The sequence below is a fragment of the Pseudolysinimonas sp. genome (assembly GCF_044239695.1).
GTDB lineage: Bacteria > Actinomycetota > Actinomycetes > Actinomycetales > Microbacteriaceae > Pseudolysinimonas_A.
The window spans coordinates 1-18914 of sequence record NZ_JBIIAW010000030.1 but is presented as its reverse complement, the minus strand read 5'-3'; the positions used below and the strand labels follow the sequence as shown (position 1 = coordinate 18914).

Below are 18914 nucleotides of genomic sequence, written 5' to 3'. Positions count from 1 at the left end.
GTGGGCAGGGCTCATCGGGGCGGCCCGTCGATCACAACCGACTGCCCGCTCATGCCCGTCGATGCGGGACCGGCAAGGAACGCCACGACTTGGGCGACCTCGCGGATGGCGATGAGCCGGTCGAACGCCGTCGATCCGGCAAACTCCGCGAGCGTCGCCTCGGTCCCCTGCCCGGTGCGCTCGCCGACCTGTTGCGCGAGGGCGCGCAGCATGGGGGAGTCGATGTTGCCCGGGCAGACCGCGTTGGCCCGGGCGCCATACCGCGCGATCTCCGAGGCATGACACTCCATGAACCCGATCAGGCCGAACTTCGATGCCGCGTACACGCTCGCACCGCCCTCGCCACGTCGTCCCGCAGTCGATGAGAAGTACACGATGCTGCACTCGCGCGGGTCCGCGGCCAGGTTGCGTGACACCGCCTGTCCGACATGGGCCGCCCCGCGGAGGTTGACGTCGAGCACGCGTTTCCACTGGGTCCAGTCGGTCGTCGCCACCGGTCCGGTGTAGTTCACCCCGGCCGCGAAGACGAGCGCGTCGTAGCGTCCCGCACGCGGCTCAGGGCCGAACCAGGCGAGCGCGTCGTCGATCGACGTGACGTCGAACGGGATGCTCACGTGCCCGCGCCCGGGCAGCCCGCGCACCACCTCGGAGGCGTCGGCGCGGTCGGCGACCGTCACCTGCATGCCCTGCTCGGCGAGAACCGTCGCGACGACCGCGCCGATCGCGCCGGCCCCACCGACGACGACGACATGCCGCGCGCTCATCGCGCCGCCTCGCAGGAGAGGATGGCCGCCAGGATCGAGTCCACACCCGGCACGATCGCCTTTTCGAGGCTGAGCGCGGCGGGCACCGGAACCCCGGGATTGCCGTGTCGGGCCACGTGGTCGATGGCTCGCGGTCCGAGGCGCTCGATCGCGCCCGCGATGAGCTCCCCACTCAACCCGTAGCCCAGATAGTCTTCGTCGACGACCAGCAGAGCCCGGGTGCGACGCAGCGATGCGCACACCGTGTCCCAGTCGATCGGCACGACGCTGCGCAGGTCGATCACCTCCACGTCGATCCCGCGCAGGGCGGCGGCATCGGCGGCCGTCACGGCGTGCCGCACCGAGCCGCTGAGGGTCACCAGGGTGAGATCCGCACCTGGGCGCACGATCGCGGCCGCGTCGAGCGGCACGAGATACGCCTCACGCGGGACGTCGGCGCCGAAGGTGAAGTCCTGGGCGCGCTCGAGCAGCAGGCCCTTGTGCTCGATGAACACGACCGGGTCGTCGCTCGCGATCGCCGCGGCCATCATTCCTTTCGCGTCGTAGGGGTTCGAGGGTGCGACGACCCGGAGTCCGGGCAGGTGACCGAACAGTCCCCAGAGAGTCTGGGAGTGCTGTGCGGCGGCGCCGATGCTGCCGCCGGCCGTCTTGATCACGACCGGCATCGGCACGCGGCCGCCGGTCATGTACGGGATCTTGGCGATCGCGTTGTAGATCTGCTCGAGGCAGACTCCGACGAAATCGACGAACATGATCTCCACGACGGGGCGGTAGCCATCCATGGCGAGGCCCACCGCCATCCCGGTGAATGCCATTTCGGAGATCGGGGTGTCGAGCACGCGCTCCGGGCCGAACGCTTTGAGCAGTCCGCGGGTCGAGCCGAAGACCCCGCCCTGTGTCGCGACGTCCTCACCGATCACCAGCACACGCTCGTCGGCCTCCATCGCGAGCCGCAGCCCTTCGGCGACGGCCTGCGAGATGTTGATGTTGCGCACCGGCGACGTCGTCGTGGTCATGAGAACACTCCTTGCTGGGCGACGAGCCCGGAGACGAAGACGTGATTGCGGGCGATCCCGCGGTCGGGCTGGGATTCGCGGCGCACAGCGGCGACGAGCTCGTTGATCTCGGCCGTCGCCGAACGTTCCAGCTCGTCGAGCTCGGCGCCATCGAGCACCCCGTCGAGTCGCTGCCGCGTGATCACCAGCGGGTCTTGCGTGGCCGTGCGCTCAGCCTTTTCGGCGGCGTCGCGGTAGAGATCGAGGTCGCCCTCGTAATGACCGCGGAACCGGTAGCACATCGCTTCGACGATCGCCGGGCGTCCGGCGCGGGCGTGCGCGAAGGCCCGCCCGATCGCCGCCGACGTCGCCTCGACGTCGAGGCCATCGACCCTCTCGCCGGACAGCGCGTAGCCGCCCGCGCGCTCGGCGAGGGTCGGTGTCGAACTCGCGGCGGAGAACGGCACGGAAATCGCCCATTCGTTGTTCTCGATGATCACGACGAGTCCGACGCCGAGCACGCTTGCGAGGTTCATCGACTCGTGGAACCCGCCGGTGTTCACCGAGCCGTCACCGATCACGGCGACGGCGACGGCGTCGTCGCCCCGCAGCCGTGAGGCGTAGGCGTGGCCGAGCGCTACGGGCAGCGAAGCACCGACGATGCCGGTGGTGCTGAATCGCCGTTCGCGGTCGAAGAGGTGCATGTGCCCGCCGAATCCACCGCACAGCCCCGTCTCCTTCTCGAAGATCTCGGCCATCAGGGGATGCAGCGGGATGCGCTTGGCGATCGCGTGCAGATGATTGCGGTGGGTGCTCGTGAGCGCGTCATCGTCGCGCACGTGCTCTGCGAGGGCGACGGCGATCGCCTCCTGACCGAACGCGGTGTGCAGCTCGCCGTGGATCTCCTTCGAGGCGACCCCGGTCAGGCACGCCTCCTCGAAGCGCCGCATGAGCACCATGAGGCGGTAGCGGTCACGCCAGACCTGGGGATTCATTCCGCTTCCTCCAGTTCGACGACGGTCCCGGCGGCGCTCCAGCAATAGACAGCGCGACCCTCGGCGAACTGGACGATCTCGCCGAGTTGCGCGCCGCCGCTCGCGACGAGCCCGGCGATTGAGGCCTCGAGGTCCCGCACCTGGTAGGCGCCGTGCCCGACGCCGACGTGGACGGGCAGTCGCGGGTCGAGTCCTTCGGGCACCCCGCGGACTTCGATCAGCTCCACCCGGGTCGCGCTGCTCGGGGCGATCAGCTGGGCGAGATCGCAGACGACTCCCGGTACGCCGACGGTGCGCTGGAACTGGTCGTCCATGTCACGGACCAGGAACTCGATTTCGAAGCCGAGAGCCTCGCGGTAGAACTGGGTTGCGCGGTCGAGGTCGTCGACGACGAGTCCGGCGTGGTGCCAGGACCAGGCATGGGCGGTGCCGTGCTCAGCGGGCGTGGGCATATGCGGTCCTCCGGGAGTCGGCGCCGGCGGCGAGAAGGCGCCCGCCGGAGGGGGCGCGAGTGGAGACGATCGTCTGCACGCTCCCGGCGTCGAACTCGTTCGCCGGCCAGTCGACGATCTCGTGACCGCGGCGCTCGAGGCCCCGTGCGACCTCCTCGCCGATGCCGGCTTCGACGAAGACGAGAGAGTTGCCGACCGGGTGCGGGTGGAACCCGCCCGGGTAGCTCGACCCGAACAACCGGGGCGCTTCAACCGCGGCCTGCGGTGAACGGCCGTGCACGTCGTAGTGGATCATCGCCTGCACGATCGCCTGCACGATGACGTCGCCGCCGGGGCACGCGGCGGCCCAGATGTCGTCGTCGGCGGCGAGGGCGATCACCGCAGCCGGGGTGACGCAAGGACGCCCGCCCGGCCGCAGCTGATTCGGATGACCCGGGACCAATCGGCTCTGCACGCCGCGCGGCGAGCAGATGATGCCGAGCTCTGGGATGACGGGCGCGCCGTCGATGGTGTCGCTCGGCGAGCAGGAGAACGCGGTACCGCTCGCGTCGACGACGACGATGGCGGTCGTCGAGGGTAGCGCGGGCCCCGCGGGCGGCATGGTGGGGAGGTTCGGCAGAGCGTTCTCCTGCACGCGCGCGGCGAGAGCGGTCAGGTGGGTGTCGGCGAGCAGCTGCTCGGCGGTCTCGGCGGCGAACCGGGGATCGCCATAGGCCCGCTCACGCTCGCTGAAGGCGAGCTTGAGCGCCTCGATCACCTCGTGCGCCCATGCCACGGAGCCCGCCTCGAGGTGCCGGATTCCTCGCCGTTCGAGGATGCCGAGCGCCTGGGCGACCACGGGCCCCTGGGACCAGGTCGGGGTGACGTGCACCTGCCAGCGCCCGAACCCGATGGCGGGGGCCGGCGCGACGTCGGCGCGGAACCCGGCGAGATCCTCGGGATCGAGGTAGCCGCCGCGCTCGGTGACGAAAGCGCTGATCGTGTGAGCTATGTCTCCCGTGTAGAAGAGCGCGTGGGCGGCCTCGATCCCGTCGAGGCGTGCGGTGCCGTTCGCGCTCGCCTCGACGGCTGCGTCCGAGAGCCGGCGCAGGGTCGCGGCGAGCGCGGGCTGCTTGAGACGGTCCCCGCCCCGCAGCGGGATGCCGCCGGGGCGGTAGATCTCGCGCGAGCTCTCCCAGCGGTCGAAGCCCGACCCCATCTTCGCCAGATGCGATGCGGTGCGCGGGTCGAGCAGGAATCCGTCGGCCGCGAGTTCGATCGCCGGAGCGATGATCTCGGGCAGGCCCATCGTGCCGAAGCGCGCCAGCGCGGTGAGCCAGCCGGAGACAGCGCCCGGGACGATCGAGGGCACCCCGCCGAGCGGTAGCCGGCCGCCGTGGTTCTCGACGATCTCGGCCAACGAGGCACGCGCCCCCCACGTCCCCACCCCGGCGATCGACTGCACCTCGCGGGAGCCGGCTTCGCGCACCAGGATCGGGGCGATGCCACCGAGGTTGCACATCTCCACCTGCACGACGTTGGAGGCGAAGCCGGCGGCGACGCCCGCATCCACCGCGTTTCCGCCGCGCCGCAGGATCTCGGCACCGACTTCGCTCACCAACGGGTGGCCGCCGACGATCGCCCAGCGCTCGCCATAGATCGTCGGGCGCATCGCGTCGGCCTGGTCGAAGACGCCGGACACGATGCCGCCGCCCATCCCCGAGCCGCGCGGCAGCGGAGCGCCGGATCGTGTGCTGAGGCCGGTATCAATCGTCATCAGAGCTGTCCTTCCCAAATCGGTCCGCCCGAGACAGCCTGCTCGGCGCGGAACAAGGAACCCGAGAGCGGGTACGCCTCGAGTTCGTCATCCGGCGCATCGATGCGCGCCGTCGTGATGTAGAGGGTGTCGCCATCGACGGCGCAGCTGGCGACGCGGAGCGCCGGCACGGAAACCTCGTCGACGATGGTTCCCGACGGGTCGACGGCGATGACCCGGCCACCGCCGAAGAGGGCGATCCAGGCACGGTCCTGGGCGTCGATGTACAAACCGTCGAGGGCGCCCTCCCCGGTCCAGCGCAGCAGCACCTCCGCGTCGCCGAGTTCGCCGGTCGCGGGGTTGTGGGCGATCGCGCTCAGGGTCCCGGCGGCGCTGTCGATGAACAGCAGACGCGTGCCGTCGGAGGTGAAGCCGAGTCCGTTGGCGAAGCCAACGGGTTCGCGGGCGACCCGGACGCCGTCGACGCCGATCCGCAGCAGCAGCCCCGGGCGCGGTTCATCGTCAGCGCTGACGACGCCGAGCCAGAGGTGACCGGACGGTCCGGCGGTTCCGTCCGACAGGCGCATTCCGGGCGGCAGGTCGAGCGCGAGAGTGCGTTCCCGAGAGCCACGAGCGTCGAGGATCGCCAGGGAGCGATGCAGCGCGATCGCGACGCGGCCGTCGCCCAGCGGGATGAGCGCGCTCACCGTCTCACCCGGGAACTCGGCGGCGACCGACGTCGCCGTCCCGTCGAGACGGTGGATGGTGCCGGCGAGCAGATCCGCGAAGTGCAGGGTCGCCCGACCGCCCAGAGCCACCACGCGCGGCGCCTCACCGAGGAGGGCGCGGCCCGGGGCGGCGAGTGTCGCGCCGATCATGCCCGGGCCTCCGCGAGTCCGTCGACGAGGTCGAGGATCGGGGCGAGCCGCTCCCGCCGCGCGTCGCGCGCGACCCGGTCGGCGTCGAGTCGCTCCCGCAGTCGCCGCCGTGCCGCCGTGGGGTCGGCGAGGCTCCGGCCGTCGGTGACGACCTCCTCGCCCGACACCCACACGCGGCGCACCGCCCTCGGGCTGCCCGTTTCGACGATTGCTTCGGCATCCGACGCTGACGTCGGCAGCACCAGTTCCACAAGATCCGCGGGGGATCCCGGCGCGATCCGTCCACCCCCCGCGATCCCGAGAGCTCGTGCCCCGCCGGTGGTCGCGAGGGCGAGCACCTCCGTGGCGTCGAGAGGTCGTCCCGCGTCGGCGGAGATCGCGCGGGCATCGCGCAGCGTCTCGAAGAGGTCGGGAGCGGCCGTGTTCTGGCTGTCCAGCCCGAGGCCGGCGGGGATGCCGCGGTCGAGCCAGCCGCGCACATCGGCGGTGCCGACGCGCAGTGCTCGGTTCGAGGTCGGGCAGTGCACGAGGGCTGTGCCCGCCGCAGCCAGCCGGTCCAGCTCGGCGTCGGTCAGATGCACGGCGTGGGCTCCGGAGAGCAGCCCGTCGAGGAGTCCCGCGGCGTCGAGTCTGTCGAGCGGGCTCGGCTGACCGGCGAGCCAGCCGCGGTGCAGGCGGCTCTCGTGCAGGTGAGTGTGGCGCCGCACGCCGTCGATCACGGCGACGGCCGCGAGAAGCTCATCGCTCGACCACTGGCCGCCGACGGGTCCGATCCCGAGAGCGACACGTGCCGGGGTCGCCGTCGCGAGCCAGTCCCGGGCGACACGGGGAATCCGATCCGCGGCCATCGCGGCGGCGGCGGGCGGGACCCGCGACCAGTCGCCCTCTGGCGGCTCCGGGGTGCGCAGAGCGCGGTCGGCGAAGCCGAGCACGACGAGGGCACGGATGCCGCTGCGCGCGACCCCGCTCAGGGCGGCCCGGGCGGAGACGAGAGGATCGTCGCCCGCGCCGACGTCGACGAAGCCCTGCACCGCGACGACACCGGTCTGCAGCAGCTCGGTCGTCGCGACAAGCGCTTCGTCGTCGGCATCCAGCTCGGTGGCGGCGGCGAGCGAGCAGATCCACGCCTCGAAGGCGCGCGGCGGGAGTCCGTGCTCCGGCAGGGGCAGCCCGCGCAGGTGCGAGTGAGCGTCGACGAAACCGGGCGCGAGCAAGCCGTCGACCTCGACGACCTCGCCGACGATCTCGGCTTCCCGCCACGGCCTCACCTCGGAGACCACGCCGTCGCGCACGACCACCGCGACGTCGTCGAGAGGGCTCGTGTCCGCGGCGGCCAACAGCTTGCGCGCGCGCAGGGTGCTGGGGCTCATGTGCGCACCGCCCAGCCGAGCAGCAGGCGCTCCGCGAGGTTCACGAGGCTGAACAGCAGCGAGGCCACGAGAGCCGAGACGAGCACCGCTGCCCACATCGTCGCGAGGTCCAGACCCAACCAGGACTGCACGACGAGGCGTCCGAGCCCCGTACCTCCGATGATCCATTCCGCGGTCATCACCCCGAGCACCGCGTTCGGCGCCGAGATCTTGAGGGCGGATGCGAACGCGGGGAGGGCGTACGGGATCCTTACCGCCACGTAGCCGAACACGGTCGATGCGTTCATCACCCGGAGCAACTCGAGCGACTCGGTCGGCACCGATCGCAGCCCGAGGATCACGTTGACGAGGGTGGGGAAGAAGACGATGAGCGCGGCGACGACGATCGTCGCACCGGGGCCGCGGCCGAAGGCGAGCGTGATGAACGGCGCGAGAGCGACGATCGGGATCGCCCGGATGACGACCGCGATCGGGTAGACGATGTCGGAGACCGTGCGCGACGCGCAGACCAGGATCGCGAGCGCGAAGCCGACAGCGTTGCCGACGACGAAGCCCGCGACCGTCGACAGCGCCGTGGTGGTGGCGGCGCCCAGGACGAGCGCCCAGTCGGCCGTCGTGGCGATTCGCAGCGGATCGGGAAGCACGTTCGCCGAGACTCCCAGCAGAGCCGTCGCCGCCTGCCAGATCGCGAACACGATCACCACGACGACGGAGGTCGCGAGCCACGCCGGCGGGGCTCCGGCCCGGCGTCGGAGGGGCGCCGTGCCGCTCATGCGGCATCCTTCGACGAATCGTGCCACGGCGCCGCGACCCGGCCGAGCAGACCGAAGGCGAGCACGATGAGCCCGTTGATCGATGTCGCCACCACGAGCACCGTCCACAGCATCGGCACGTTGAAGGTGAACATCGCCTGGATGAGCATCACGCCCAGGCCGTTCTCGGCGCCCATCCATTCGGCGATGATCGAGCCGATGAACGCGGCCGGCCCGGCGATACGGAACGCCGAGAACACCGCGGGGATGACGGCCGGCGCGCGCAGGCTCGTCAGGCGCCGCGGATACGGCATCGCAAGCACCCGGCCGAGTTCCTCGATCCGAGGATCGAGGGTGCGCAGCGCTCCGGTGAGGTTCACGAGAACCGGGAAGTAGGCCGAGAGCGCCGCGACGGCGATCTTGCTCTCGAGCCCCAGCCCGAGGGTGGCGGTGAGCGGCGCGGCGATCGCGATCACCGGGATCGCGTAGAGCACGAGGGCGAGCCGGTAGAGTCCCTCACCGACAACTCGGAACCGGTCGACGACGATCGCCAGCACGATGGCGGCGGCGGCGCCGATCAGGAAGCCGAGCCCGGCTTCGGTGAGCGTGACCCCGGCGTTGACCAGCAGCGCGTACCAGCGCTGAGCAAGGGTCTCGAGGATCCGGGTCGGCGGGACGACGACCGCGCCGGGCGCGGCGAGGGCGACCCCGGCGGCCTGCCACGCGGCGAGGAGCAGCGCGAAAGCGATCGCCGGGACGACGGGACGGGGGAGGGCTCTCATTCGTCGACGGCGTTCCGGGTCTCGCCAGCCAGCAGCTCGGTGAGAGCACGCTCGTGCGCGATGAACGCAGGGGAGAGGGCCTCGTCGAGCAGACGGGGACGCGGCAGGTCGATCTCGTGACGAGTGATCACGTGCCCCGGGTTGCGGCCCATCACGACGACGGTGTCGGAGAGGAACACAGCCTCGGCCACGTCGTGAGTGACGAGCACGGCCGTCGTGTCGGTCGCACTCCAGATGCGCTGCAGTTCGACGTTCATCTGGCGGCGGCGGAGCTCGTCGAGTCCGTTGAAGGGTTCGTCGAGGAACAGGATGCTCGGCTCGACGACGAGAGCCCGGGCGATCGCGACCCGTCGCGCCATGCCGCCGGAGAGCTTCGACGGGAGGTTGCCCTCGAAGCCGTCGAGGCCCACGAGTTGCAGCACCGCCATCGCGCGTTCGCGGCGCTCCGCCCGGCCGACGCCCTGCGACTCGAGCGGGAGCTCGACATTGCCGAGAGCGGACCGCCACGGCAGCAGCACCGGATCCTGGAAGACGAAGCCGAAGAGGCCGCTCGTGCGGGCTTGGCGCGCGGTCATCCCGAACAGATCGACCGTGCCGCTCGTGGGTTCGAGGACGTCGGCGATGATGCGCAGGAGAGTCGACTTGCCGCAGCCGCTCGGGCCGAGCAGCGTCGTGAAGCTGCCAGCCGCCAGCGAGAGCGAGATGTCGCGGAGGGCGGTGAACGGGCCGGTCTTCGTCATGAAGTCCATCCCGACGCCCTCGAGGGCGACGGTCGGCGCTGTCGCGGTGCTCACGCGAGCCCCAGCAGTCTGGCGAGGTTGTCGCCTTCGATCAGCGCACGGTCGGCGTCGTTCGGGATGGCGCGGGCGATCTTCGCGCGCTCGAGAGCCGGGACGCTGCCGGGCCAGTCGGTGCCCATGACGATCTTCTCCGGCCCCACGCGCTTGTAGGCGGTCTGCACCTCGAGGAGCTGAGTGCTGGAGGTCTCCAGGTAGATGTGCGGGTTGCGCTCCGAGACGATCAGCGCCTCGGTGGTGTTCCACACGGTGCCCATGTGCGCGATCAGAACGGGGGTCTCCGGGAAGTTCCGTGAGATCTCCTCGATCGACAGTGGCGCGCACCACGGGTCGTCGAGCGCGTTGACGAGGATGAGCAGCCCTTCCTCGCCCGCGGTGCGGAAGATCGGATCGAGGAGCCCGTGGTCGGCGAAGTGGTAGCCGTTGAGAGTGGGATGCAGCTTGATGCCTTTGAGTCCGAGTTTCGCGCAGTCGCGGATGGTCTCCGCGGCTCCCGGCAGTCGCGGGTTGACCCCGCCGAAGCCGATGAAGCGGTCGGGATGCCGGGCGACGACGTCGGCGACGTAGTCGTTGTCGATCGCCTGCCCGAGCGAGCACCCCACGGCCATGTCCACGCCCGCCTCGTCCAGGAAGGGGATGAGATCTTCGGCGGTGAACGACTCCCCGGTGAGGTAGTCGGAGGTGCCGGAGGCCTTCCAGATGTTGTTGTACGCGTCGATGATCATGGGGTGCTCGCCTTTCGTGCGATCGGGTGCGGGTCAGTCCAGCAGGGTGGTGGAGTCGCCGAAGACCTCGTCGAGGAGCGACGTGTCGACGACGTCGGCCGCGTCCAGCGGACCGGTCAGGGTGCCGGCCTCGACGAGGGCGTCGATGATCTGCTGCATCTTCTCGACGTCGATGCGCAGCACTCCGGTGGGTCCGGCGATGAGGTCGGCCTGGATGCGGGCCGTCGCCTCCTCGGTCGCCAGGTCGAGCCCGCCGGTCGAGTTGACGTCGTTGACGACGATCGCCGCGCCCTCCTCCGGGTGGGCGTTGATCCACTCGTAGCCCTTGGCGCTCGCCGTGAGGAACGCGATCAGCAGGTCGCGGTTCTCCTCGATGTTGGCGCGCGTCGTGACGATCACGTTGCCGTAGCTCGGCACACCGAGGTCGTCGAGGTAGAGGTAGTCGACCTCGAGGCCCTGCAGTTCGAGGGAGGCGCCCTGAGCGGTCGCGTACCCGCCGTAGCCGTCGACCTGGCCGGTGACCAGCTGCGTCGGGTCGGCTCCAGCCGGAACGATCGTGACCGTCGAGGTGTCGACGCCCTGCGCTTCGAGCGCCGAGGTGAACTGCGCGATGCCGTTGTCGGGGTAGGCGATCGTCTTGCCCTCGAAGTCTTCGGGCGAGGTGATCGGGTTGTCGGTGAGACTCATGATCGCCATGGGCGACTTCTGGAACACCGCGCCGATGGCGACGAGGTCCTCGCCGCTCTCGATCGCCTGGAGGAGGAGCGTGTTGTCCTCGTCGCCCAGGAGCGCGGCGCCGGAGGTCACCTGCTGCCAGGCGAGGATGTTCGAGCCGCCGGAGGTGAACGTCGGGTCGATGCCCTCTTCCTCGTAGAAGCCTTCGGCGTCGCCGGCGAAGAATCCGCCGAACTGGGTGATCTTGAGCCAACTGAGCTGGTAGTCGACGGCGGTCAGGTCTTCGGCCTCCGGTTCGGCGGCAGTCGCGCAGGCGGAGAGCCCGAGCGCGAGCGCCGCGGTCGCGGCAGCGAGGACGGCGAGCCGTCGGCGGGGAGCGGTTTTCGTCATGGTGGGAGTGTCCGTTTCGGGGTCGGTGGAGCGGTGATGACCGCGCGGCCGGCGACTCCGGCATCGGACCCCCGGAGTCGGGGCCGCAACGATGCGGGGAGGTGCACGGGAGGACCCGTGTTCAGATGCTCAAACTCCCGGGAGGGGAGTCACAACCGACAATCTGGTTCGTCTCGTGGGACCCGAGGCTACGGAGTGTAAATTCCCGGGATGTTTCCACCGAGGGTCGGAGGCGTGAAATGGCCTTTTCCGCCCGTTTCGACGGCCTTGAGGGCAACGAAATGTCAGCGACCCGGTCTCGTAACCTGCGCGACACATCCGTCGTCGGGCCCTTAACAGGCAACGCCCGGACGCTCTCGCGAGAGGGCGTCCGGGCGTTGCTGAGGTCGTCTCTACAGGCTGAGTGCCCGCTCCAGCAGCTCGGTCTGCTCCGCTGCCGATCGCTTGGACGATCCGGTCGCGGTCGCGGCGGAGGCCGACCGCGAGACGACCGAGATCGTGCGACCGCGCAAGCGGCGGGCGAGTTCGAAGTTGATGAACGGCCAGGCGCCCTGGTTCTCCGGCTCCTCCTGCACCCAGACGACGTCGGCGTTCGGGTAGCGGTCGAGCGCGGCGTTGATGGCGTCGTCGGGCAGCGGGTAGTACTGCTCGAGCCGCACGAGCGCGAACGCTCCCGCGTCATCCCGCTTCTCCAGCTCGGCCACGAGGTCGTAGTGGATCTTGCCGGCGTGCAGCAGCACGCGCTTCACGGCGGCGGCATCCTGGATGCGCGCGTCGTCGAGTACCGGCTCGAACTTGCCCTGGGTGAAGTCGGCGACCTCGCTGGTCGCACCCCGCAGGCGCAGCATCGACTTCGGGGTGAAGACGACGAGCGGGCGACGCGGGCGGGCGTAGGCCTGGCGGCGCAGCAGGTGGAAGTACGACGCGGGCGTCGAGGGACGCGCGACGGTCATGTTCTCCTGCGACGCGAGCTGCAGGAAGCGCTCGATGCGCGCCGACGAGTGGTCGGGCCCCTGACCCTCGTAGCCGTGCGGAAGCAGCAGCACGACGGAGGAGCGCTGGCCCCACTTCTGCTCGGCGCTCGAGATGAACGTGTCGATCACCGTCTGGGCGCCGTCGACGAAGTCGCCGAACTGAGCCTCCCAGAGCACGAGCGCGTCGGGACGCTCGACCGAGTAGCCGTACTCGAAGCCGAGGGCGGCGTACTCCGACAGCAGCGAGTCGTAGATCCAGAACTTCGCCTGGCCGTCGGACAGGTTCGCCAGCGGCAACCACTCCTGGCCGTTCTCCCGGTCGTGGAAGACGGCGTGGCGCGAGACGAAGGTGCCGCGTCGCGCGTCCTGTCCGACGAAGCGCACCGGGGTGCCTTCGACGAGCACCGATCCGAGGGCGAGAAGTTCGCCGAAGCCCCAGTCGATCTGGCCGTTGCGGCTCATCTCGGTGCGCTTGTTGAGCAGTTGGCGCAGCTTGGGGTGCACCGTGAAGCCGTCGGGCAGGTTGCCGTGGGCATCGCCGATCTGCTCGACGAGCGCTTGCGAGATGCCGGTGGATGCCGGCTCGCCCGCCGCGTCGTCCTGCTGGGCGTCGGGACGTTCGAGGTCGGCGACCGCGTTCTCGTCGGCGGAGACGACGGGGATTGTGCCGGTTTGCGCGGCGTGGGTCTCGGCGAAGGCGCGTTCCAGGCGATCCTGGAAGTCCTTGTGCGCCGCCTCGAACTCCTCCTGGCTGATGTCGCCGCGGCCGACGAGGGCCTCGGTGTAGAGGGTGCGCACGCTGCGCTTCGCCTCGATGAGGGTCGTCATGAGCGGCTGCGTCATCGACGGGTCATCGCCCTCGTTGTGCCCGCGTCGGCGGTAGCAGACGAGGTCGACGACGACATCCTTCTTGAACTTCTGGCGGTAGGCGAAGGCGTGCTCCGCGACTCGCACGACCGCTTCGGGGTCGTCGCCGTTCACGTGGAAGACGGGCGCCTGGATGGTCAGGGCGACGTCGGAGGAGTACACCGACGACCGGGCCTCGGTGGGCGGGGTGGTGAAGCCGACCTGATTGTTGATCACGACGTGCACCGTGCCGCCGGTCTTGTAGGCGCGCAGCTGCGACATCTGCAGCTGCTCCATCACGATGCCCTGGCCGGCCATCGACGCGTCGCCGTGCACGAGCAGCGGCAGGACGCCGTAGGAACCGTCGCCCGTGCGGTCCTGCTTCGCGCGCACGATGCCCTCGAGAACACCGTCGACGGCTTCGAGGTGCGACGGGTTCGCCGCGATGTAGACGGCGACCTCCTTGCCGGTCATGCCGGTGAAGGTGCCCTCCGTGCCGAGGTGGTACTTGACGTCGCCGGAGCCCTGGACGGTCTTCGGGTCCTGCGTGCCTTCGAACTCACGGAAGATCTGCCCGTAGGTCTTGCCGGCGATGTTGGTGAGCACGTTGAGCCGGCCGCGGTGGGCCATGCCGATCGCGACCTCTTCGAGCCCCGCCTCGGCGGCACCCTGCAGGATCTCGTCGAGCAGCGCGATGGTCGACTCGCCGCCTTCGAGGCTGAAGCGCTTCTGGCCGACGTACTTGGTCTGCAGGAAGGTCTCGAACGCCTCGGCCTCGTTGAGCTTGCCGAGGATGCGCAGCTGCTCGTCCTTCGTCGGCTTCTCGTACGGTCGCTCGAGGCGCTCCTGGAACCAGGCGCGCTCCTCGGGGTCCTGGATGTGCATGTACTGGATGCCGACGGTGCGGCAGTACGAGTCGCGCAGGACGCCGAGCACGTCGCGCAGCTTGGCGCTGCGCTTGCCCGCGAAGCCGCCGAGCACGAACTCGCGGTCGAGGTCCCAGAAGGTGAGGCCGTGGCTGGCGATGTCGAGGTCGGGGTGGCTGCGCTGCACGTACTCGAGCGGGTCGATGTCGGCCATCAGGTGGCCGCGCACGCGGAACGCGTTGATGAGCTCCTGCACCCGCGACGTCTTCGAGACCCGCTCGGAGAGGTCGACGTTGATGTCCTCGGCCCAGTGGATCGGGTCGTAGGGGATGCGCAGCGAGGCGAAGATGTCTTCGTAGAAGCCGCGCTCACCGATCAGCAGCTCGTGCACCTTCTTGAGGAACTCACCCGACCCGGCGCCCTGGATGACGCGGTGGTCGTAGGTGCTCGTCAGGGTGATGGTCTTGCCGATGCCGAGCTCGGCGAGGGTCTTCTGGCTCGCGCCCTGGAACGCCGCCGGGTACTCCAGCGCGCCGGCGCCGATGATCGACCCGGCACCCTTCATCAGACGAGGGACCGAGTGCTCGGTGCCGATGCCGCCCGGGTTGGTGAGCGAGATCGTGGTGCCCTTGAAGTCGTCGGCGGTCAGCTTGTTTCCGCGGGCGCGGGCGACGACGTCTTCGTAGGCGGCGAGGAAATCGGCGAACGACATCGTGTCGGCGCGCTTGATCGCGGGCACGAGCAGCGAACGGGTGCCGTCGGGCTTCGGGAGGTCGATCGCGATGCCGAGGTTGACGTGCGCGGGCACGACGATGCTGGGCTTGCCGTCGATCTCGTCGTAGAAGACGTTCTGGCTCGGGAATTCCTTGAGCGTCTGCACCATCGCCCAGGCGATGAGGTGCGTGAAGGAGACCTTGCCGCCGCGCGCGCGCTTGAGGTGGTTGTTGATGACGATGCGATTGTCGATCATCAGCTTCGCGGGCACGGTGCGCACGCTCGTCGCCGTCGGGACCGTGAGGCTCGCATCCATGTTGGTCGCGAGGGTCTTCTGCATGCCCTTCAGCGGCGTGACGACATCCTGCTCCGACGACTCGGCGGCGGGCGCGGCCTGCGGCGCCTGCGCCGGGATGGGCTGCGGCTTCGCCGGGGCGTTGGTGGTGCGGGCGACGGGGGTGCTGCCGGTCGCCGGCGCCTGCACGACGGGGATCGCCGCCGTGGGCGCGTTGTCGGTGACGTCCTCGGGGATCTGGGCTTCGCCGCCATCCGCCTGATCCTGCGCGGCGGAGTCGGGCTCGGCGACGACCGGGGTCGCCTGCGCCGGGGGCGCCGAGGCCTCGCCCGCGGAGGGTTCCGCGGGAGCGCCGGAGCGGCGCTGCTCGAGCACCGGCCACCAGCTCTGGTCGACCGAGTTCTTGTCGGCGAGGTATCGCTCGTACATCTCGTCGACGAGCCACTCGTTGGCGCCGAATTCGTCGTCTGCTGTGATCCCGGTCACGGGGCTCGACACGGTTGAACCGCCCACTCTCGTGCGTTGAAGTTGGGTACGTGTGGTGGCGTTTGCTGCCGGTCTAGCTTAGGCGCACGAGCGAGCCTGTGAGGGCCCCGAAAGAGGGTCTCGTCAGGAACGCACAGCCGGCAGTCGGCGCATGAGCAGGAAGGCGCCGCCGAGAGCGAGGACCCCGAAGCCGAGAAGAAGCGCGGAGCCGGTCTCGACGCCGGTCGCGGGCAGCCTCGCGGAGCCGCCTCCGGCCACCGGGCCGACCGCGATCGCCTGGGAGACGGATGCGGCGGCGAAGTTGCCGGTCGCGCTGCGCTCCGCCGTGACGGTGCACGTGCCGTTGGCGACGAAGGTCACGGTCGAGCCGGTGAGCGTGCAGACGCCGACCGGAGCCACGGTGAGGGTCGGCGTCGTCCCGACCGCCGAGCTGGAGAGGGTCACCGCATAGGTGCTGGCGACGGCCGGCGCCACGGGCGCGGTCGAGGTGAAGGCCACCGTCTGCGGATACGCGGGCGTCGTCGTGCCGGTGCCGGTGAACGTGCCGGTGCTCGAGTGGGTGACGCCGCCCGTGATGGTGCCGTCGTTCACGAGCGACCCGGCGCCGGTGTTGGTGACCGCACCACTCGTGCCGCCCGCGTTGTTCGTGAACGTGCCCGCGTTGGACACGCTGGCGACGGTGCCCGGCCCGTTGGTGGCCGTGGCACCGGCCGCAACCGTCAGGAGGCCGGTGACCTGGGCGAACGCGGCGGTGTTGCTGAACGACCCGGCGTTCACGGTGACGGGGGCGAGGATGTTGGCGGGGTTGACGACCGAGCCGCCGTTGATCGTCAGCGCGGAGTTGAGGGTGCCGAGAGTGTTGGTGAACGTGCCCGAGTTGTTGACGACCGCGCCGCCGACCGACCCGTTGTTGACGACGGTGTCCGCATTCGTGACGGTGGTCGACACGGTTCCCCCGTTCGTGAACGTGCCGTCGGTGACCACGACCGGGCCGCTGGCTCCCGCGAAGCCGAGCGTGAACTGCGCCGTCGGGCCGTTCACGGTGACGCTGCCGCTGTAGTTCGTGCCGCTCTGCACGTCGAGGGTGCCGGCGCCGACGATCGTGGTGCTCCCGCCGTAGTCGCCGGCGCTGATGGTCAGGGTGCCCGCGACCGTGATGGTCCCGGAAACCCCGTTGCCGGTGGCGCCGGTCTTGGTGAGCGATCCGCCCGCCGCGATCACCAGGTTGCCCGTGAGGTCGCCGCCCGCGACGCTCTGCGCCGTCGAGACGGTGCACGTCGTCGTCGGGTCGTCCCACGCGCCGCCCAGGTCGGTGCACTGCGCGACATCGGCGGATGCCGGGAGTGCGGGGACGACGGCGAACCCGAGCGCGAGGGCGAGGGCTGCGAGGGCGACGGGAAGGGTGTGGCGGGGCGACATGGGGGATCCTCACGAGATAAGTGCACTCATGCTACATGTGCAGTCATATCACCGACGATTCGACGGCGTCCGCCGTACCCTCGGAACATGCGCTTCCTCGCAGAACGACCCGCCCACGACCTCACCTACTCCGACGTCTTTCTCGTGCCGAGCCGCTCCGGCGTCACCAGTCGCCTGGATGTCGACCTCGCCCCCGACGACGGCACCGGCGCGAGCATCCCGATCGTGTCGGCCAACATGAACTCGGTCACCGGCCCCCGGCTCGCCGCGACTCTCGCCCGTCGCGGCGGTCTCGGCGTGCTGCCGCAGGATCCGCCCCTCGACGAGGTCGTCGCCGCCGTCGCCGAGGTGAAGGCGCAGTCCACCACGTGGGCTCCGGCCGACGGCACCCTGCGCACGATCGACGCCGCCGACCCGCGCGCGGCCTTCGACGCCCTCGTGGCCGCCGGACTCGACCGCGCCGACGTCGTGAGCGGAGGCGAGGTCGTCGGATCGGTCACCCGCACCCAGGCGCTCCGCGGCACGATCTACCGTCCCGCCCTCGACGCCTCCGGGCGGCTGCGCGTCGCCGCCGCTCTCGGCATCAGCCGCGGCATCGTCGACAAGGCCCGGGCGCTCGCCGACGCCGGCGTGGACGTGCTCGTGATCGACACGGCGCACGGCCACCAGGAGGGGATGCTCGCCGCCCTCCAGTCGGTGCGCGAGCTCGACCTCGGCCTGCCGATCGTCGCCGGCAACATCGTGACGCCCGAGGGCGCGCGCGACCTCGTGTCGGCCGGGGCGGACATCCTCAAGGTCGGCGTCGGACCCGGGGCGATGTGCACGACCCGCATGATGACCGCGGTCGGTCGCCCGCAGTTCTCCGCCGTGCTCGAGACGACCGAGACCGCGCGCGAACTCGGCGCCCGCGTCTGGGCCGATGGCGGGGTGCGCTACCCCCGCGACGTCGCCCTCGCCCTCGCCGCCGGGGCGTCGAGCGTCATGATCGGATCCTGGTTCGCCGGCACCCTCGAATCACCCGGTGAGATCGAGACGGATGCCGACGGCCGGGCCTACAAGCAGAGCTGGGGGATGGCGTCCACCAAGGCCGTCCACGGTCGGTTCGGCACGCTCGACCCCTACGAGCTGGCTCGTAAGGAGCTGTTCGCCGAAGGCATCTCGTCGTCGAAGATCTACCTCGATCCGCTCCGCCCCTCGCTCGAGGACCTCCTCGACATGATCACCGCGGGGGTGCGGTCGTCGTTCACCTATGCGGGCGCCGCCGATCTGCCGGCGTTCCACGAGCGCGCCGTCGTCGGCATCCAGTCGGCGGCCGGGTACGAAGAGGGAAAGGCGCTCCCCGTCTCCTGGTGAACGCCACCCCGCGGGTTGAGGGCCGCCGAAGGCGGTGTATCGAAACCTCGAGCCGGCACTCCCGGTTTCGATCCGCGTCGCCTGCGGCGGCGCTACTCAACCCGTTGACGGGTGCCTAAGCTCGGCGCATGCCTGAGTTGCACATCACGGGTGACGAGGTCGCCGACCGGCTGCTGTCGGACGAGCCGCTAGCGCTGCTGATCGGGATGCTGCTGGACCAGCAGGTGCCGATGGAGACCGCGTTCGCGGGTCCGGCGAAGATCAAGGACCGGCTCGGCGCGTTCGACGCCGCGACGATCGCGGACGCCGACCCCGAGAAGTTCGCCGAAGTGTTCAAGCAGACCCCCGCCGTGCACCGGTTCCCCGGGTCGATGGCGGAGCGCACCCAGGCACTCTGCGCCGCGATCGTCGCCGACTGGGGCGGTAGCGCCGCACGCATCTGGACCGACGGCGACCCCGACGGAGCGACAATCCTCAAGCGCCTGAAGGCGCTTCCCGGGTTCGGCGAACAGAAGGCGAAGATCTTCGTCGCGCTGCTCGGCAAGCAGTACGGGCTGACGGCGGCGGGCTGGGAATCCGCCGCAGGTTCCTACGGCGAACCGGGCAGTCATCGCTCCGTTGCCGATATCGTGGATGCTTCCTCCCTCACGA

Annotated in this window: 16 protein-coding genes; 2 read left to right on the top strand and 14 right to left on the bottom strand. The window is 70.2% G+C overall.

Features of this window, described 5'->3' with window-relative positions:
- Positions 1-11: 11 nt before the first annotated feature.
- The 14 genes from ACILQS_RS06595 to ACILQS_RS06530 all read right to left on the bottom strand — a co-directional run bounded on the left by ACILQS_RS06595 (position 12) and on the right by ACILQS_RS06530 (position 16910).
- Positions 12-764 carry an SDR family NAD(P)-dependent oxidoreductase gene (locus ACILQS_RS06595; RefSeq protein WP_395639321.1) on the bottom strand — a complete coding sequence of 251 codons (753 nt, stop codon included), beginning with the start codon at positions 762-764 and terminating at the stop codon, positions 12-14.
- The gene (locus ACILQS_RS06590) at positions 761-1780 is read right to left on the bottom strand and encodes an alpha-ketoacid dehydrogenase subunit beta (protein WP_395639320.1); all 1020 of its coding nucleotides are present in this window, start codon (positions 1778-1780) and stop codon (positions 761-763) included. Before ACILQS_RS06590 ends, ACILQS_RS06595 begins: the two co-directional genes overlap by 4 nt.
- Positions 1777-2754: a thiamine pyrophosphate-dependent dehydrogenase E1 component subunit alpha gene (locus ACILQS_RS06585; protein ID WP_395639319.1), complete on the bottom strand. Its 978-nt coding sequence runs from the start codon at positions 2752-2754 to the stop codon at positions 1777-1779. Before ACILQS_RS06585 ends, ACILQS_RS06590 begins: the two co-directional genes overlap by 4 nt.
- Positions 2751-3206, bottom strand: coding sequence for a VOC family protein (locus ACILQS_RS06580; protein WP_395639318.1), 456 nt, complete (start codon positions 3204-3206; stop codon positions 2751-2753). The genes ACILQS_RS06585 and ACILQS_RS06580 overlap by 4 nt, the downstream gene beginning before the upstream one ends.
- Positions 3190-4962: a gamma-glutamyltransferase family protein gene (locus ACILQS_RS06575; protein WP_395639317.1), complete on the bottom strand. Its 1773-nt coding sequence runs from the start codon at positions 4960-4962 to the stop codon at positions 3190-3192. The genes ACILQS_RS06580 and ACILQS_RS06575 overlap by 17 nt, the downstream gene beginning before the upstream one ends.
- Entirely contained in the window at positions 4962-5819 is an 858-nt protein-coding gene (locus ACILQS_RS06570; RefSeq protein WP_395639316.1) for an SMP-30/gluconolactonase/LRE family protein, read from the bottom strand. The genes ACILQS_RS06575 and ACILQS_RS06570 overlap by 1 nt, the downstream gene beginning before the upstream one ends.
- A complete protein-coding gene (locus tag ACILQS_RS06565) occupies positions 5816-7189 on the bottom strand; it encodes an amidohydrolase family protein (RefSeq protein WP_395639315.1) in 1374 nt (457 codons plus the stop codon). Before ACILQS_RS06565 ends, ACILQS_RS06570 begins: the two co-directional genes overlap by 4 nt.
- Positions 7186-7962 carry an ABC transporter permease gene (locus tag ACILQS_RS06560; protein ID WP_395639314.1) on the bottom strand — a complete coding sequence of 259 codons (777 nt, stop codon included), beginning with the start codon at positions 7960-7962 and terminating at the stop codon, positions 7186-7188. Before ACILQS_RS06560 ends, ACILQS_RS06565 begins: the two co-directional genes overlap by 4 nt.
- A complete protein-coding gene (locus tag ACILQS_RS06555) occupies positions 7959-8723 on the bottom strand; it encodes an ABC transporter permease (protein ID WP_395639313.1) in 765 nt (254 codons plus the stop codon). The genes ACILQS_RS06560 and ACILQS_RS06555 overlap by 4 nt, the downstream gene beginning before the upstream one ends.
- On the bottom strand, positions 8720-9517 hold the full coding sequence (locus ACILQS_RS06550; protein WP_395639312.1) for an ABC transporter ATP-binding protein: 798 nt from the start codon (positions 9515-9517) through the stop codon (positions 8720-8722). Before ACILQS_RS06550 ends, ACILQS_RS06555 begins: the two co-directional genes overlap by 4 nt.
- Positions 9514-10245: an amidohydrolase family protein gene (locus tag ACILQS_RS06545; RefSeq protein ID WP_395639311.1), complete on the bottom strand. Its 732-nt coding sequence runs from the start codon at positions 10243-10245 to the stop codon at positions 9514-9516. Before ACILQS_RS06545 ends, ACILQS_RS06550 begins: the two co-directional genes overlap by 4 nt.
- Before the next feature lie 33 nt (positions 10246-10278).
- Positions 10279-11310, bottom strand: coding sequence for an ABC transporter substrate-binding protein (locus ACILQS_RS06540; protein ID WP_395639310.1), 1032 nt, complete (start codon positions 11308-11310; stop codon positions 10279-10281).
- Positions 11311-11702: 392 nt separating this feature from the next.
- Positions 11703-15503: a multifunctional oxoglutarate decarboxylase/oxoglutarate dehydrogenase thiamine pyrophosphate-binding subunit/dihydrolipoyllysine-residue succinyltransferase subunit gene (locus ACILQS_RS06535; protein WP_395639309.1), complete on the bottom strand. Its 3801-nt coding sequence runs from the start codon at positions 15501-15503 to the stop codon at positions 11703-11705.
- A gap of 111 nt (positions 15504-15614) precedes the next feature.
- A complete protein-coding gene (locus ACILQS_RS06530) occupies positions 15615-16910 on the bottom strand; it encodes a beta strand repeat-containing protein (RefSeq protein WP_395639308.1) in 1296 nt (431 codons plus the stop codon).
- Positions 16911-16997: 87 nt separating this feature from the next.
- On the opposite strand from ACILQS_RS06530, the gene ACILQS_RS06525 reads away from it, so the two are divergent.
- Positions 16998-18263 (top strand): IMP dehydrogenase, encoded by a 1266-nt coding sequence (locus tag ACILQS_RS06525; protein ID WP_395639307.1) that lies wholly within the window; start codon positions 16998-17000, stop codon positions 18261-18263.
- Between the two features lie 128 nt (positions 18264-18391).
- The coding region (locus tag ACILQS_RS06520; RefSeq protein ID WP_395639306.1) for an HhH-GPD-type base excision DNA repair protein at positions 18392-18914 on the top strand (523 nt) is incomplete at its 3' end.

Excerpts from the sequence above, each read along its gene's own strand:
- ACILQS_RS06595 (WP_395639321.1), bottom strand. The coding sequence starts at position 764 with ATGAGCGCGCGGCATGTCGTCGTCGTCGGTGGGGCCGGCGCGATCGGC.
- ACILQS_RS06590 (WP_395639320.1), bottom strand. The coding sequence starts at position 1,780 with ATGACCACGACGACGTCGCCGGTGCGCAACATCAACATCTCGCAGGCC.
- ACILQS_RS06585 (WP_395639319.1), bottom strand. The coding sequence starts at position 2,754 with ATGAATCCCCAGGTCTGGCGTGACCGCTACCGCCTCATGGTGCTCATG.
- ACILQS_RS06580 (WP_395639318.1), bottom strand. The coding sequence starts at position 3,206 with ATGCCCACGCCCGCTGAGCACGGCACCGCCCATGCCTGGTCCTGGCAC.
- ACILQS_RS06575 (WP_395639317.1), bottom strand. The coding sequence starts at position 4,962 with ATGACGATTGATACCGGCCTCAGCACACGATCCGGCGCTCCGCTGCCG.
- ACILQS_RS06570 (WP_395639316.1), bottom strand. The coding sequence starts at position 5,819 with ATGATCGGCGCGACACTCGCCGCCCCGGGCCGCGCCCTCCTCGGTGAG.
- ACILQS_RS06565 (WP_395639315.1), bottom strand. The coding sequence starts at position 7,189 with ATGAGCCCCAGCACCCTGCGCGCGCGCAAGCTGTTGGCCGCCGCGGAC.
- ACILQS_RS06560 (WP_395639314.1), bottom strand. The coding sequence starts at position 7,962 with ATGAGCGGCACGGCGCCCCTCCGACGCCGGGCCGGAGCCCCGCCGGCG.
- ACILQS_RS06555 (WP_395639313.1), bottom strand. The coding sequence starts at position 8,723 with ATGAGAGCCCTCCCCCGTCCCGTCGTCCCGGCGATCGCTTTCGCGCTG.
- ACILQS_RS06545 (WP_395639311.1), bottom strand. The coding sequence starts at position 10,245 with ATGATCATCGACGCGTACAACAACATCTGGAAGGCCTCCGGCACCTCC.
- ACILQS_RS06540 (WP_395639310.1), bottom strand. The coding sequence starts at position 11,310 with ATGACGAAAACCGCTCCCCGCCGACGGCTCGCCGTCCTCGCTGCCGCG.
- ACILQS_RS06530 (WP_395639308.1), bottom strand. The coding sequence starts at position 16,910 with ATGTCGCCCCGCCACACCCTTCCCGTCGCCCTCGCAGCCCTCGCCCTC.
- ACILQS_RS06525 (WP_395639307.1), top strand. The coding sequence starts at position 16,998 with ATGCGCTTCCTCGCAGAACGACCCGCCCACGACCTCACCTACTCCGAC.